The 14,222-nt window shown below is 66.0% G+C and carries 11 protein-coding genes; all 11 read right to left on the minus strand.

The window, feature by feature from the left end:
* Positions 1-18: 18 nt before the first annotated feature.
* A complete protein-coding gene (pilO, locus tag BLX42_RS05060; RefSeq protein WP_046787662.1) occupies positions 19-582 on the minus strand; it encodes a type 4a pilus biogenesis protein PilO in 564 nt (187 codons plus the stop codon).
* Entirely contained in the window at positions 569-1,111 is a 543-nt protein-coding gene (locus BLX42_RS05065; RefSeq protein ID WP_012314325.1) for a PilN domain-containing protein, read from the minus strand. Before BLX42_RS05065 ends, pilO begins: the two co-directional genes overlap by 14 nt.
* A gap of 1 nt (position 1,112) precedes the next feature.
* Positions 1,113-1,907, minus strand: a complete 795-nt coding sequence (locus tag BLX42_RS05070) for a hypothetical protein (protein WP_046787663.1) — start codon at positions 1,905-1,907, stop codon at positions 1,113-1,115.
* Complete coding sequence (locus tag BLX42_RS05075) at positions 1,888-3,597, minus strand: GspE/PulE family protein (RefSeq protein ID WP_161871275.1); 1,710 nt, start codon at positions 3,595-3,597, stop codon at positions 1,888-1,890. The genes BLX42_RS05070 and BLX42_RS05075 overlap by 20 nt, the downstream gene beginning before the upstream one ends.
* Positions 3,598-3,654: 57 nt before the next feature.
* The gene (locus BLX42_RS05080) at positions 3,655-4,188 is read right to left on the minus strand and encodes a response regulator (protein WP_042111969.1); all 534 of its coding nucleotides are present in this window, start codon (positions 4,186-4,188) and stop codon (positions 3,655-3,657) included.
* A 237-nt stretch (positions 4,189-4,425) separates the two neighbouring features.
* Positions 4,426-5,067, minus strand: a complete 642-nt coding sequence (locus BLX42_RS05085) for a SurA N-terminal domain-containing protein (RefSeq protein ID WP_161871276.1) — start codon at positions 5,065-5,067, stop codon at positions 4,426-4,428.
* Positions 5,068-5,079: 12 nt separating this feature from the next.
* Complete coding sequence (locus tag BLX42_RS05090; RefSeq protein ID WP_161871277.1) at positions 5,080-6,606, minus strand: ABC transporter substrate-binding protein; 1,527 nt, start codon at positions 6,604-6,606, stop codon at positions 5,080-5,082.
* A gap of 110 nt (positions 6,607-6,716) precedes the next feature.
* Positions 6,717-7,382 (minus strand): SCO family protein, encoded by a 666-nt coding sequence (locus tag BLX42_RS05095; RefSeq protein ID WP_046787667.1) that lies wholly within the window; start codon positions 7,380-7,382, stop codon positions 6,717-6,719.
* Positions 7,379-8,035, minus strand: a complete 657-nt coding sequence (locus BLX42_RS05100; protein ID WP_161871278.1) for an SCO family protein — start codon at positions 8,033-8,035, stop codon at positions 7,379-7,381. The genes BLX42_RS05095 and BLX42_RS05100 overlap by 4 nt, the downstream gene beginning before the upstream one ends.
* On the minus strand, positions 8,032-10,014 hold the full coding sequence (locus BLX42_RS05105; RefSeq protein ID WP_125923065.1) for a cytochrome D1 domain-containing protein: 1,983 nt from the start codon (positions 10,012-10,014) through the stop codon (positions 8,032-8,034). The genes BLX42_RS05100 and BLX42_RS05105 overlap by 4 nt, the downstream gene beginning before the upstream one ends.
* A gap of 18 nt (positions 10,015-10,032) precedes the next feature.
* A partial coding sequence (mnxG, locus tag BLX42_RS05110; protein ID WP_161871279.1) for a manganese-oxidizing multicopper oxidase MnxG occupies positions 10,033-14,222 on the minus strand: 4,190 nt, incomplete at its 5' end.

The following is a 14,222-nucleotide window of genomic DNA, read 5'->3' on the forward strand; positions in this document are numbered from 1 at the left end:
CTGCACGCTGAGTGTTCATCACGACCTCGACAGGTAAAGGGTCATGCGCAGGCGGCCATTGAGTTCACTGTCGCCAATGCGCTTGCGCTGCAGCTCCAGGTCTTCCAGCACCAGGGTCGGCAACTGGCCCAGCAGGCCGCGCACAAAGCCGCGGATCTGCGGATAGCTGCCACGTACCGGCAGGACGATCTGGTAACGCGCCAGCTGGGTCTTGGGGTCGACACCCAGGGCGTACTCACCACGGGCCAGGCTGATTCGTTGGGCGCTGGCCAGGTGGTACAGGCGCTCGATCAGCTCGCTGGCTTCAGGTTGCCCTGGCAGTTGCTGGCGCAGGCTGTCCAGCGCTTGCTGTTCAGGCTTGACGGCGACTTTAAGTTCGCCGCGCCTGACCCGCTCGACCTGGGCGCTGGCATCGGCCTCGCTGGCGCGCAGCTCGCGCAGGGCCTGCCACTGCGGCAGCACCCCGGCCAGCGCTACAGCGACTGCCAGGACGGCCATTGCGGCGCCGGCCAGGCCGACCGGGCCGATACGGCGCAACTGCTCCTGAAGGATCAGGCTGTTTATCGAGTCAGGGGCGCGCATGGCCGGTCTCCCAGGTGGCGGTAAGGGTGAAGCGCACCGGGTGCTCGGGTTGGCCCGCCACCACCTCATGGTTGAGCAGCGATACATCGCTGAGCTCGGTGCTCTGTTCCAGGCGGTGGTGGTACTGCAGCATCGCTTCCAGGTTGCGGGCCTCGGCGGCAATGCGCACCTGGCCCTTGCGGGCATCGGGCGTCAGGCTGAGCAGGGCCACGTCTTCCTGGGGTTGCGCTTCAAGCATGGCGAACAGTTGCTGCCAGGGCCGTTGCAGTTGCTGGGAAACGCTGCGCATCTGCGCCAGGCGTTCGGCCTGCTCGCGGCTGGCGGCGCTGTTCTGCGGGGCGACCGTGGCAGGGCGGCGGCCCAGTTGCAGCTCCAGGCTGTGCAGCCGGGCCTCAAGGTGAACCTGCTCGGCTTGCAGGTGCTGTTGCAGCAGTACCAGCACGGCCACCACCGCGCCGCCCAGGGCCAGCAGCGACCAGGCCAGCGGGCTGCTGCGCCGGGGCTGGAATTCCAGGTCGAGGCGGCGCATGTCAGGCCACCGCCCGCCACATGGCGCACAGCGGGTCGGCTTCGCTGGCCGGCTGGCACAGCTGCACCGCCGCCAGTTGCGGCACGTCGCCCCGGCCCGGGGCATGCAGGTAGACCTGCGGCATGTGCTCGCCATACAGCTCGCAGGTCCGTTCGATCAGCGCCTGCAGGGCTTGGTCGCTGTCGGCGCAACCCTGCGTCAGCACCTGCTGCCAGGCGCCACCGGCGGCCAGCAGCAGCACGCTGCGCCGTGGCTCGGCGAGGACAAACAGGAAATCGCCCGCCTGCAGCTGCGATGAGCAGCGGTTGTAGGCAGCCATCAAGTACGGCTGCACCGAACGCAGGCGCAAGCGATTTTCCCGGGCCAGTGCCTGCAGCCCCTGCAGCAGTGCCTCAGGCAGCGCTGTGGCGATACGCGCAGCGCCGGCCGGCTCTGGCGAAAGGGCGATGCGCCAGTCGTCGAGCGGCTGGGCATAGAGGTTCTCGAAGCAGGCCCGGGCGTAGGCCTCAAGCTCGCGTGGATGGCTGATGGCAGCGCTCCAAGGCACCAGGCAGAACCGGCTGTAGCGCGCCGACAGCAGCACCTGGCACTGGCCACCGCGCACGGCATGCTCGCCCAGCAGCGCGGCTAGCGCCTGCAGGGCCGCATCCCAGGCCGGTTGCCCGGCGTCACCGGTGAAGGCGCGGCTGCCCAGCCATTGGTGCTGGTTGCCGTGCCAGCGGCCGAGGCCGACGCCTTCGGCGCCGAGCACGGCGCAGTAACGGGTAGAGGCATGATCACGCAATGAATGTGACACGGTTGATCTCCTCAAGCGTGGTACGGCCCTCACGGACCAGGTCCAGGGCGGATGCGCGCAGCAGACGCAGGCCGCGCTGGCAGGCCAGCGCCTTGATCTGCGCCAGCGGGCGACGTTCAACGATCATCTGCCGCAGGTCGTCGTCCAGGTGCAGCAGTTCGGCGATGGCGCTGCGGCCGCGGTAGCCACTGCCGCGGCACTGGCCACAGCCCTGGGCGCGGACGAACGTCCAGCCCTGCACGGCGTCACGGGTAAGGCCGGAGGCGGCCAGGGTTTCGTCATCGGCCTCGCACGGCGTGCAGCAATGCGGGCAGGCCAGGCGGATCAGGCGTTGGGCCAGCACAGCGTTGAGGGCGGAGACGAAGCTGTAGGGGTCGACCTGCATCTGGCTGAAGCGGCCGATCACGTCGAAGACGTTGTTGGCGTGGATGGTGGTGAACACCAGGTGGCCGGTAAGTGCCGACTGCACGGCGATCTGCGCGGTGTCGGGGTCGCGGATTTCGCCGACCAGGATCTTGTCCGGGTCGTGGCGCAGGATCGAGCGCAGGCCACGGGCGAAGGTCAAACCCTTCTTCTCGTTGACCGGGATCTGCAGCACGCCGGGCAACTGGTACTCGACCGGGTCTTCGATGGTGATGATCTTGTCCACACCGTGGTTGATCTCGCTGATCATGGCGTAGAGGGTGGTGGTCTTGCCGCTGCCGGTGGGGCCGGTGACCAGGATCATGCCGTAGGGCTCGGCGGCCAGGCGGCGCAGGGCACGCAGGGTTTCATCGGCAAAGCCCAGGGCCTGCAGCTGCACGCCGCTGACACGGCCGGACAGGTCCTGTTTGTCGAGCACCCGCAGTACGGCGTCTTCACCGAAGATGCTGGGCATGATCGACACCCGGAAGTCGATCTGGCGCTCGCCTACGGCAACCTTGAAGCGGCCGTCCTGGGGCACGCGCTTTTCACCGATGTCCAGCTCGGCCATGACCTTGATGCGCGAAATCACCTGGTCGGCGAAGGCGCTGCCACTGGCCTTGCCGGCCGCGTTGAGCACGCCGTCGATGCGGTATTTGATGGTCAGGCCCTGGCCGGTCATGCCCAGGTGGATATCGCTGGCATGCTGCTTGAGGGCGTCGTAAAGGGTTGAGTTGACCAGCTTGACCACCTTGCTCTGGTCTTCGCTGATGCTGGTCAGCGACAGCCGTTGCAGCGGGTCGCTTTCGCTGCTGGCTTCGGCGTCGTGATCGAGGGCATCGACGGCGTGAAAGCTTTCTTCGTGGCGGGCCAGGAAGGTGGCAAGGTCGGCGGCGTGGGCCAGGTACAAAGGCGCGCCTTGCAGCACATCGTCGATCCAGGCCAGGCGGGCGTGGTCGAAGGGGTCGGCGAACACACCCCGCAGTTCACCGCCCTGCTCTATCAGCACGAACTCGCGCTTCAGGCATTGGGCCAGGCTGATCTTGTCGAAACGAGGGGTGCTGGCCAACAGGCTCTGGCTGTCCAGTACCGGGTAATGCAGGGTGCTGCCCAGGCGGCGGATGAAGGTGTCGGGGGTGTCGCAGGCGAGGCGTTCCAGGCAGTTGAGCAGGCGCTCGCCGCTGGCTTGCAGGCGGGCCTGGGCCATGAGATCGCGGGGGTAGCTTGAGGCTGGCGGAGCCTGTACCGGCGATGAGGCCGAAACGCTGTGGTCGAATACATCTGACATGGCCTGCGACTCCGCTCAGGGGGCGCGTCGCAGGCTCGGTGAGGGCTGCGGGCGCCGCTATTCCCCAGTGAGCAGTTGGTCGTCGTCGGGTCCAGGGGGCTTGGCGCCATTACGGCGGCGGTCGGCCAGTACCCAGCTACCATCGTACAACTGCAAGGGGAACGATTCGTTCCTGTTCTGGCGTCGTTCGACGAACCCTTCTGCCGGGTTGTCCGTGGCCCTGCGCCGGCGCTCGATGCCCATCAGGTCGAAGATCGGGCGCGCCAGTTCCGACAGCGGGAACGGCTTGAACAGGACATGGGTCACGCCAAGTTCGGCGGCTCGCTCACGGACCTCGGCGGTCGGGTGGGCGGTGATCAGCACGAAGTGGCACTGCCTGTTCTTGCGCACGGTCTCCAGGACCTGAAAACCCTCCATATCGGGCAAGCGGTAATCCAGCACGATCACATCCGGTGCCAGGCACTCAGCCAGGCCGATACCACTGGCACCGTCGTGGGCAACATGGACTTCCAGGCCTTGCGCCTGCAGGTACGCTTGCAGGTTTTGCGCAAGGGTCTGTTCGTCATCGACTACCAATACTCTGTTCACCAAGGTCGACTCCCAAGAACTGCCCGGTTACCCGGTCTGCGAAGTGCGGCCTTGGTAAGGCTTGAGCAGGCTTCGTGCCAGGCATGAATAGTCATGTTGCACCACTTCAAGTTATTGATTTTGCTGGCACCTTTGATAGCCCTACGAACAGGCTCAGGCCCGCTGCCCCACATCCGGGGCACCTGATGGCACTTTGCCAAGCCGATATTCCCCAGCTTTGGGGAAACGCCATCGCAGGCTTCAGTCAGCGATTTCCACTTTAGCGGATTCGCGCAAACGTTGGCGCGCCGCTTGCCGTGACTGTGCCTGCAACTGGCTGATGAGCGTGGCCCTGGCCAGCACCAGGCCCTGTTCGCGTATGACCGAAGAATTATCACTTTGGTTCTGCGCTCCTTGCAGTCTCTGTTGGTTGGCCTGATAAAACGCTTCCACCTCGGCCTGGGTGGGTTCGGCTACCGCGCTGAGCTGGGCATACACCTGTTGCGCTGCCAGCTCCCGGTGCAGGTAGTCAGCGTATGCTGCGCGGTCGAACCCTGCCTCTGCAAGCCGTCTTTCAAACAGCGCTGGGCTTGCGAATGCCGCCTCGACTTCACCTAGCTGCGCCGACACCTGTTCATCACTGATGGCGATGCCGCGGCGCTGGGCTTCTTGCCACAGCAACTCCTTGTCGATCAGTTCGTCCAGGGCCTGGCTGCGCAGACGTTTGTACAGCGCAGGGTTGCGGATACTGGTCACCGCCCGCCCCTGTGCCTGCAGGTACTCGCTGAAATAGCGCTCCAGGCGCAGCAGCCCGATGTCCACACCATTGACCCGCGCCGCCGGGCTATCGGCCCAGCCCGCGTTGGCGACCAGCAACAGCAGGCACAGCAACAGGATACGCATGGCAACCTCCACTCAAGGGCTGACCGGTACAGGCCGATACGGGGCGACAGCTGTAAAACGTGGCCCAGGCAGCGCCACCGCGACCACATGGGCGCCGGCCAGGCCCTGGCGCTGGCCCGGCCCGAAGCCCAGCGGCGGGGTCAGGCCGGTATCGACGCCATGCAGGCCCTCCAGCGCCGCAACCAGGCGCTCGCGGCTGGCGTCACGGCCGATCTGCTTGAGGGCTTCGCCAAGCAGGCGCAGGGCACATAGGGTGTTGACTTGCAGCGAGGCCTGACGCGTGTCGAGGCCTTGACGCTGCTGCAGGCCGGCCAAGGTCGCCATGCCCTGTTCGGTCCAGTCGGCGGGCACGAACGGATAGGCCAGGAACACCCGCTGCGACCACTGGGCCGGTAGCGAGGCCACGGCACCGGCCACCTGGCTGGAGGTGGCGAACAGATAGGGGGCACGGCCTGCCGCCTGCAACGCCGTGGCCAGCTCGGCAAAGGCCTGGGCGCGGCCTAGAAAAACAATGCCCTGCCCCTGCACCGGCTGGCCTTTGAAGGCCTCGACCGGTGCTGGCGCCCAACCCAGCTGCTGCAGGCGCTCGCGCACCTGTTCGGCTTGCGCCGCCTGGTCATCGCCGGCATACACCACACGCAAGCCATCTGGCGCCAGGCCCAAGGTATCGCGGGCATGCACGGCCAGGCTCAGCAATTGCGTGGTGATACCTGGCATGGGGTCGAATATCTGCGCACTGCCGCCACCGCGCGGTGTACTGCCAACCAGTGGCACGCGGTGCTGTTCGAGCAGCAGGGCCAGGCGCGGGTCGAGCATCGGTGCCAGCGGGCTGATCAGCGCAAATACCCGCTGCTGCTCGAGCAACTGCTGCAACGCATGCTCGGCACTGGCCAGGTCGCTGCCGGGGTCGACCACCACCAGCTCCAGGCGCCGGCCATGAACGCCGCCCTGCTGATTGAGCTGGGCCACCCCGTCCTCGAGCACCGCGCGCACCACCTGCCCGGCCTCGGCCAACGGCCCGCTGGCGGGCAACAGGGTACCCAGGCGTAGCACCCCCTCTTCCACGCCTGGGTCGCGCTCATCAGCCAGGCGTTTGAGGTAGGCGGTGAGGTTGCGCTGGTCGGCCAGGGTCAGTTCAAAGCGAGGCATGGCCGGGTCCAGGCGGTTGCCGGCCGGGTCCAGGCCGTGCTGGATGGCGCGGGCCAGGCTGTTGTCGGTGTACGCCGGGTAGCTGCGGCCGTTGCTCTGGCGTGCGCCCTGGCCCTGGGCCAGGCGCTGCCAGTCGAGGCTGGGCGGGCGCACCCCGCCTTCGGCGCGGCCACGGCCATCATTGCCGTGGCAACTGGCGCAGGGCAACACGCTGGCGGGCACGCGCATGTCGCTGGCACCTACGCGGGCCAGCAATTGCGCGTCGCTGCTGGATAGGCCTTCGCGGTACAGGCGTTTACCGGCTTGCTCGTGGGCGGTGAGGTCAAGGGCAAGCGCCTGAGCGCAGCAGGTCAGGCCCAGCGCCAAGCAAAGTAATCTCGCTGTGTTCATTCTGGCCTCATCGCCGGCAAGCCGGCTCCCACTGTGTTCTGCGCCGCTGCGCAGATCCTGTCAGTGCTGCCACTGTGTTCTGCGCGGCTGCGCAGATCCTGTGAGTGCATTTACCGTCCGGCCAACGGCTGGGTCAGCAACTGCATGCGTTGGGCAATGGCCGCTGGCGGTGCATCGGGGCGGATCTTGCTCCAGCGCTTGCCCGCCACGTCACCGGCTATCAGCTGGGTCGAGTGCTGTTCGGGGCTGGGCAGGAACTGGCCGATACGCCCCAGCACCAGATCGACGCTGGCCTTGTCGCCGGTCAGGAACAGCCAGTTGGCGCTGTCCACCCCCTGTTTTTCAGCAAAGGCCTTGAGCGCTGCCGGGGTGTCGTTGAGCGGATCGCTGCTGATGGACACGAAGGTCACCTGGCTGGCCAGCTCCGGGCCCATGGCCTCGCGCACCTCACGCAGCTTGCGGGTGATCAGCGGGCAGGCATCGGTGCAGTGGGTAAAGATGACGTTGAGCATCACCACCTTGTCTTTGAGCACATCACTGTAAAAGCGCAGCGCGCGGCCATTCTGGTCCTGGAGCACGGTGTCGGTGAACCAGGTGTGCGCATCGCGGGTACCTTCGCCACTGGCCATCACCGGGGGCGAAGGCTGCGGGCTGGGAGCGCTCGGTGCATGGCCTTCGTGGGCCATGGCGACCGACGCGAAGATCCACAGGCAACCGGCCAGGGCCAGCCAGTCGAAGCTGCGCATGCCGACGCGACAGGACGCTTGGCTGCTCATGGTTGCACCTCCTGGTGTTCGGCGATGGCCGTACTCTTGGCATGCACCCGACGGGCGCTGAGGCGGTTGATTTCGTCGATCAGCACGGCCGGGTCGGTGAAGCCGTAATAACGCGTCCAGTAGCCGCTGTGCCCGTCACCCACCATGATCAGCGGGGGGTGCTGGCTGAGGTCGGCACTGAAGCTGCCCAGGCCTTTGAGGGTCTCGGTGATGGCATAGGGCGAGCCGGTCAGCCAGCTCCAGCCAGGGCCGTGCTGGAACGCCTTGGCGTAACTCTGCAAGCGTTTGGAGTCGTCACGCTGCGGGTCCACGCTGATCGACACCAGGCGGATTTCCTCGCCTACCCGGCCACCGAGTTGCTGCTGGACCTTGCCCATGATCGAAGACACTACCGGGCATACCGTGGTGCAACTGGTGTATATGAAGCCCATCACCACCAGATGATCGCCGACCAGGTCCTTTTCCAGGCGCACTGGCATGCCATCCTGGTCGAGCAGTGAAACATCGGCAAAGCGCACACTGGCTTTCTCCTGATGTGCCGTTGGCGGCTGTGGAGCATGCCCACTGTGGTCATGGCCCGCGTGGGCCAGGGCGAGCTGGCTGGCCATGGCCATGGAAAGTGCGAGCAGCTTGCAAGAATGTCTGGCGTTCATTGCACATTCCTCACTTCAGTCTGGGAAGCAGTAGACGCTGCAGCCGGCAGGACACGCAGGCTGGTGTAGTTTTCTTCGGCGAACTTGTGCCCCAGCGACGGCGACTGCACATGCAGGTACCAAGCGCCGGCTTCAGGCAGCATCAGTGCAGCCTGGTAAATACCCTCGCCCACCTCTTCCAGGCGCAGGTTGCGCGGCATCGATGACGGCGCCAGGAAGTAGCGCAGGGTCAGGTCATCCAGGCCAAGGCGCGGGCGGCCGTCGTCACCGAGGATGCGCACTTTGGCGGTGATGGCGCGGTGCTGTGGCAAGGGCTGGTCCAGGCCGATGAACTCAGCATGCGCGCCCTTGCGCTTGACCGCATCCGGGGCGGCAGCCACGTCGGTGCTGAAACAGTGGATGATTTGCGGCTGGTTGAGCAGGAACGCCACGTCGAACTTGCCTGACGCCGGCATCTTCACCGTCGAGCCATACACCCCCGGGGCCAGTTCGCGCAGGCTGCGGTCGATGACGATGGCGGCGCGGGCCTGGTGGCCGCGGTTGTTGTAACCCGACATCGGGGCATTCATGCCTTCGGTATAGAAGTACGTGGTGTTGTCCACCGGATTGACCACGAATACCGAATTGTCGTCCCGTGACACCGACAACCCCTGGGCCAATGGCAGGTCCCCGGCCTGGCGCGGCGCGGCGGGGCCGGCATCGAAGCCCTGGATGATCGGCTGGCGGCCTTCGCCCAGGCTGCTCAGGTTGATCATGCTGACCTTCGAAGACGCCAGGCCGCGCACGTAGGCATAACCTTTGGTGAACGTCAGTTGGTACGGCTCGGCCGCCACCGGGATGCGGTGGATCAACCTGTCGGTACTGGCATCGATCACCAGGGCCTGGTTTTCCAGGGTGTTGAGGACGATGCCGTAACGGCCATCGCTGCTGAAGCGCATCGGCCCCAGGCCCTGCTCGGCCTGGACGGTATGGCGCAACTGATGGCTGCGGGCATCGTACACACGCACCGTGCCTTCTGAACCATCGCTCACGTACACCGCCTGGGACAGCGCCGAGTAGGCCACTGCCAACGGATGCGGGCCAACTTCGAGGGTTTTCACCAGGCGCATCTCGGGGATGTCGATGATGCTCAGGGTGCCGCCGTCTCGGTTGCTGACGTAGGCGTAGCGCGAATCGGCGCTGAAGGCGATTTCGTGGTGCCCGGAGCCGGTGGCGAAGCTCTTGAGCGTGGTGCGGCTATGCACATCGATCACCGTCACCCCGCCCTTGGCCGGGTCGTCGCTGTTGTTGCCGACCCACAACCGGCGCTGGTCCGGCTGCAGGGCCACGCGCAGCGGCATCTCGCCGGCCTCCAAGGTGGCCACGCGGGTAAAGGTTTCGGTGTCGATCACCGCGACCTCGCCGCGTTCGGGAATTGACACGAATACCTGCTTGTCATCGCCGGTAGCCACCCAATCCATGGGCCGACCCGGCAAATCGATGCGTGCCAGGGTGCTGGTAACACCGCCCACCGAGACTGTCGGGTCGATCACTGTCAGGCTGGCATCCTTGTTCAGCACCAACAGGAAGTAGCTGTTCAGGTCCAGCAGCGGCCTGGCCCCGATGCTGCTCTTGAGAAACAGCGCCACCCGGGCCTTGCAGCTCTGGTCGCGGCTGCTTTCCAGCGGGGCCGATTGCGCCGGGTCGATCCACGCCCCCGGCGCCATCCCCGACAGCGGTTGGCCGCTGTTCTGGTCGGTGACCTTGAAGCGGATATTGGCGAAGGCGCCTTCGCGCAGCTCGCTGCCGGCCAGAGGCCGGGCTTCGAACTCCACGGTCACCCCATCCCGGCTGAGCCGGTGCAGCGCCTGCGGGTCGGCAGGCTCCTGCAGCAGCTCGCGCGGGTCGCACCAGAGCTCCTCGTAGGCCACGCCCAGGCCGATCAACGCCGTGCCCAGCAATACCCCCAGCACGGCGGGGCGGATTTTCCTGTTATGCATATTGGTGCGCCCCTTTTCTTATTGTGCCGGCGCCGTTGCCGGCGGTGCGTCGTCGGTAACCCGCAGAATCCCCCACAGCCCCGAGGTATTGCCGTAGGCGGCGTAGTCTCGGAACAGATAGTCGCCCGGCACCGCGTTGGCGCCCCCGGCGCTGGGCAACATGAAGCTGAAGTGCGCGGCGGGCAGTACGCTCTCCTGGGCACCGATGTACATCGACATCGGGTTGTAGCCAAAGCGCACCGACCCGATCCCAGGCTGCTTCATCGGGTAGCCATCGAGGTCGTTTTTTTCAGCCTGGTAGGCATGCAGCGGCCACAGGTGCCCGTCCAGCTGGTAGGTGATGCCACGGCTGCCGCCACTGGGCATCACTACATGGCTGCGCACGGGTTGACCGGGTTTGGCATACAGCACCGGGGTTTGCGGGTCGCTGCCCACCAGGGCATTGCTGTAGGCCATGTGCGCGTTGGGTACATCCGCGAAGCCAAAGCCATCGGCACGGCCAAACGGAGCGTCCGGTGCCAGGCCGAAGCGCAACCACAGCGGCTCGGTCTTGTAGTTGATGGCCATGTTGCCGTTGTCTTTGGGGTCACCTGGCACACCGTTGCCTTCGGTGGCGATACCCTCCACCGGGCGGCCGTCGGCCCAACGCATGTTCAGCGCACGCTGCCAGACGGTGACAAAGTCGCGGTAGTCCGGCTGGCCACTGACCTTGACCGTGGCCTGGGCCCGGCTGGCCGCGTCCTCGGTGAAGGTCGCGGTCTGCGGCAGGATGCTCATGGCGCCCACCAGGCCTTTCTGCGGTTGCTTGATGACATCCGCCGGAGTGAGGTTGAGGGCGCCGAACTCGATTGCCGTGGTGCGGATGTTGTCCACCGTGCGGCCCAGTTGCAGCACCGGCTTGCCTTCACGCTCCAGGTGCCCGGCATAGTACTGGTACACCCTGGTCGGGTAGGCACCGCTGTTACCGCTGCGCGGCGGTACGGTCTGCACCGGGTTGAGGCCGACGTTGACGCCATCGGACTTGGTGATGTCATAGGCCAGCAGCTGTGCGTGCAGGCCAACGTGGCTGGAGGGCCGCATCAGGTTGTTGTTGAAGGCGGTGGCGCCTTCGCTGTCGTTGCGGTCGCGCTTGACCACGTTCTGCATCACCGCCGTGCTGGGCAGGTCCGGCATCACCAGCGGCAGGCGGTTCTCCAGGGTGATGCTGATGCAGTCGCCGGCATTGGCTCGCAACACCAGAGGCTCGACCGGCACCCCGGCCTTGAGCTTGCCGGTGCTGGTATCCAGGTCGGCCTTGCGCACGTACAGCACCGCGGTCGGGTCATGCAGTGGCGCGCTATGCCCGCCCACGGTGAAGGTGGTGCCATCCTCCTCGTCGGTCACCGTCACCTGCGGGATGCTGGTGGTGCGACTGTTGAACACCAGGGTGCCGCCATCGGCCTTCAGCGGGCCGCCGACGTGCTGGCCGATACCGGCCGGGTCGTTGATGCTGACACCGTTGCGGTTTTCGAGGATGTCGTTGGCCAGCGCGGCGACGATTTCGTAGTTGCGCTTGACCGTTGGCCGGCTGCCGACGCCGCTGGGGTTGGCCGTGGTTCTCGGGCAGATGCCATCGAAGTTGATGGTGTTGCGCATGGCCACCGGCTGCGGGTTGTTCGGCAGCGCGAACAGGTCGGCACGTTGCGCGGTGTAGTTGCGCATGACGCCCCAGATGCCGTTCCAGTAGCCTTCCAGCGCTGCGTCCAGCGAATACAGGTAGTCGCCATTGGTGGCTGCGGAGCTGGAGATCATCGACACCGGCGCCAGGAAGCCCAGCTGCTCGGATATGCCGATCATCTGCGAGGCCTTCCACCCCGAGTTGGAGCTGCTGCCGTAGCCGGTGCCGTTCTGCAGCCATTTGACGCCGTGCATCGTGACGTTGTGCTCCTCCTCATAGCCGCCAGCGTGCATGCGCAACCGCACGTTGTCGCCAGAGTAGGTGCGCAGCATCGGGGTGAACGGGTCGCCTGGCTCGCTGCCTGCCGTGTTGATGTGCGGCGGGAACAAGGTGGTGCCACCCGTAGGGCCGACCGCAGAGTTGATCGCCGAGGGGGCCAGGTTCATGGCCGGGATGGCACGGTCGGTACGGCTCTGCAGGGCATACCCCAGGTCGCCACCGAGGCCGTCGGCCTGCATGCCGCGTTTGCCATCCGGTGCCACCTTGTTCGGGTCGAACACGCGCAGGGCCAACGGCTCGTTGCGGTAGTTGACGACGAACATGCCCGGGTCATCCACCGAGATCGCCTGTGGGCATGGCCGGGTCGGGCAACCAGGGTTGAGGCCACCGCGCGATTCGACGATCGACTCCAGCAGGTTCGAAGCCTTCTGCCGCACGGGCGGGTTGATGGCGTAGCGGAAGCTGTCGGCCGTGGCTGGGTAGGCCTGGGCGTTGGGCACACCATCGGGGCCGGCGCCCACGTACACGCCCGCTTCATAGGCATGCTGGAAGTCGCTGTACTCAAGGAAGAACTCGCGATAGCTGTCGTTCTTGCCATCACCGTCGTTGTCACCGGTATTGATCACCGCCTGCCACGAGGTCGGGCCACCGTCCTGGCGCAGGGCGGGGTTGTACAGCTGCTCGCCGGTCTCGGCGTGGTGCCAGGTGGAGCCGGCAGGCTCGGCCAGCACAGTGGCATACAGGCCCAACTGCTGGTGGGTCGATGGGCCGAAGTGGTCATGGGTGAAGATGGTGCCCAGGCCGCGGTCGACGTTGTGCACGTTGACCAGCGGGTCGGCGAACCAGCGCTGCATGGCCGTGCGCGCGCCCACCCAGTCGGCCCGGCCAAAGCGGCCGAAGTACGGGTGCAGCTTGGCTGTCGGGCAGGCGGCGGTGCCGTCGCGGCTGTCGCCTTGTGAACAGCCATTGAACGCACGGATGGCGTTCACCCGTTCCACCACGCTGCCGGGTGAGAGGACACCGTCCTCGTAGTTCCAGCCGTTGGCTGAACCGTCGGCTGCGGTCAGGTCCCACTTGGGCAGGTGGATGTGCTGGCCGATCACATCGGTCGGTGTGCGCACCTGGTAGTCGTCCATTTCATAGAACGCCGGGATCAGGTTGGTCTGCTGGTACATGGTGCAGTCGAAGGTGTTCATGCGCATCACCAGCGGCTCTGGCGGGCGCTGCTTGGTGATCACCGGCCAGGCGTCTTCCCACAGCGCAAGGATGCGCGCCTGCGGGAAGTGATAGCCGACCTTGTTGTACACCGCGTCGAACTGGATGTTGGCCGCCTTGTAGATGCGAGGGCGGTCGGCAGTGAACGTGGAGGCACCGCGGAAGTTGATGCCGCCCAGGCTCTCGCCGCTGAAGTATTCGCCCGTGGACGAGGCCTGGGTAAGGCGTTTGCCGCGGTCATCCATGCAGGGCTCGAAGAAGGGGGCGCCGGCGGTTGGCAGTGCGCCATTGGTGCGAAACGCCTTGGCCACCGGTTGGCTGCCAGGGATCAGGGCAAAGCTTGGGTGCTCGGCCTTGGCGTGGAACTGCATGGCGGCCTGCTCGACGTCGGTACCCTCCTCGGGCAGGTAGATCGGCTTGGCCTTTTCTACCACCTTGGAAAAATCAAGCTTGGTGGTGGTGGTCACGGCCTCACCACCGGCCGACACTCCATCGAGGGCATGGCGGCCCAGGCCGCCATCCCAACCGTCGACCTGGTTGCCATCGAGGTTGGCCCACAGTGCTGCGCCGCTGTCTTTGAGCTGGCGTGCCATGGCCGGGTCGAGCATATCCAACGGCGGGGTCGGCGGACGCTGGCCGACACTGCTTTCCATACCGCCGATCCAGAAGGGGTAACCTGGGTTTTTCAGGGTGCCGTCAGCGTTGCGGTTGGTTTCGCTGCGGTCGACCAGTGCCAGCGAGCCTACAGCCTTGGCTGCGCCTGGCGCGTCGCTGTGATCGTCATCGCCGTGCCCTGGGTCATCATGATCCTCGTCATCTTCGGCGATCAGTTCTTGAGCCAGTTTCGGCACGACCACGACCTTGCCCGGCATCGGCGCCATGGCTTTGCCTGGCAGCGGCACGATCGCCGGGATCGGCGTACCTGCAATGATTTCGCCGTCCGGCAGCGCACGTGCGCCGGCCGCCGGCTTGCCGCTGCGCAAGGCGAACGGCGTGTCATGGAAGCCGCCCTCCCCCTGCCCGCTGACTTCCAGGCGGGTACCCTCCTCGAACACAT

The sequence above is a fragment of the Pseudomonas sp. SG-MS2 genome (assembly GCF_009933855.1).
Taxonomy (GTDB): Bacteria; Pseudomonadota; Gammaproteobacteria; order Pseudomonadales; family Pseudomonadaceae; genus Aquipseudomonas; species Aquipseudomonas putida_E.

Coding starts and splice junctions, on each gene's coding strand:
- pilO (WP_046787662.1), bottom strand. CDS start 582: ATGCGCGCCCCTGACTCGATAAACAGCCTGATCCTTCAGGAGCAGTTG.
- BLX42_RS05065 (WP_012314325.1), bottom strand. CDS start 1,111: ATGCGCCGCCTCGACCTGGAATTCCAGCCCCGGCGCAGCAGCCCGCTG.
- BLX42_RS05075 (WP_161871275.1), bottom strand. CDS start 3,597: ATGTCAGATGTATTCGACCACAGCGTTTCGGCCTCATCGCCGGTACAG.
- BLX42_RS05085 (WP_161871276.1), bottom strand. CDS start 5,067: ATGCGTATCCTGTTGCTGTGCCTGCTGTTGCTGGTCGCCAACGCGGGC.
- BLX42_RS05090 (WP_161871277.1), bottom strand. CDS start 6,606: ATGAACACAGCGAGATTACTTTGCTTGGCGCTGGGCCTGACCTGCTGC.
- BLX42_RS05095 (WP_046787667.1), bottom strand. CDS start 7,382: ATGAGCAGCCAAGCGTCCTGTCGCGTCGGCATGCGCAGCTTCGACTGG.
- BLX42_RS05100 (WP_161871278.1), bottom strand. CDS start 8,035: ATGAACGCCAGACATTCTTGCAAGCTGCTCGCACTTTCCATGGCCATG.
- BLX42_RS05105 (WP_125923065.1), bottom strand. CDS start 10,014: ATGCATAACAGGAAAATCCGCCCCGCCGTGCTGGGGGTATTGCTGGGC.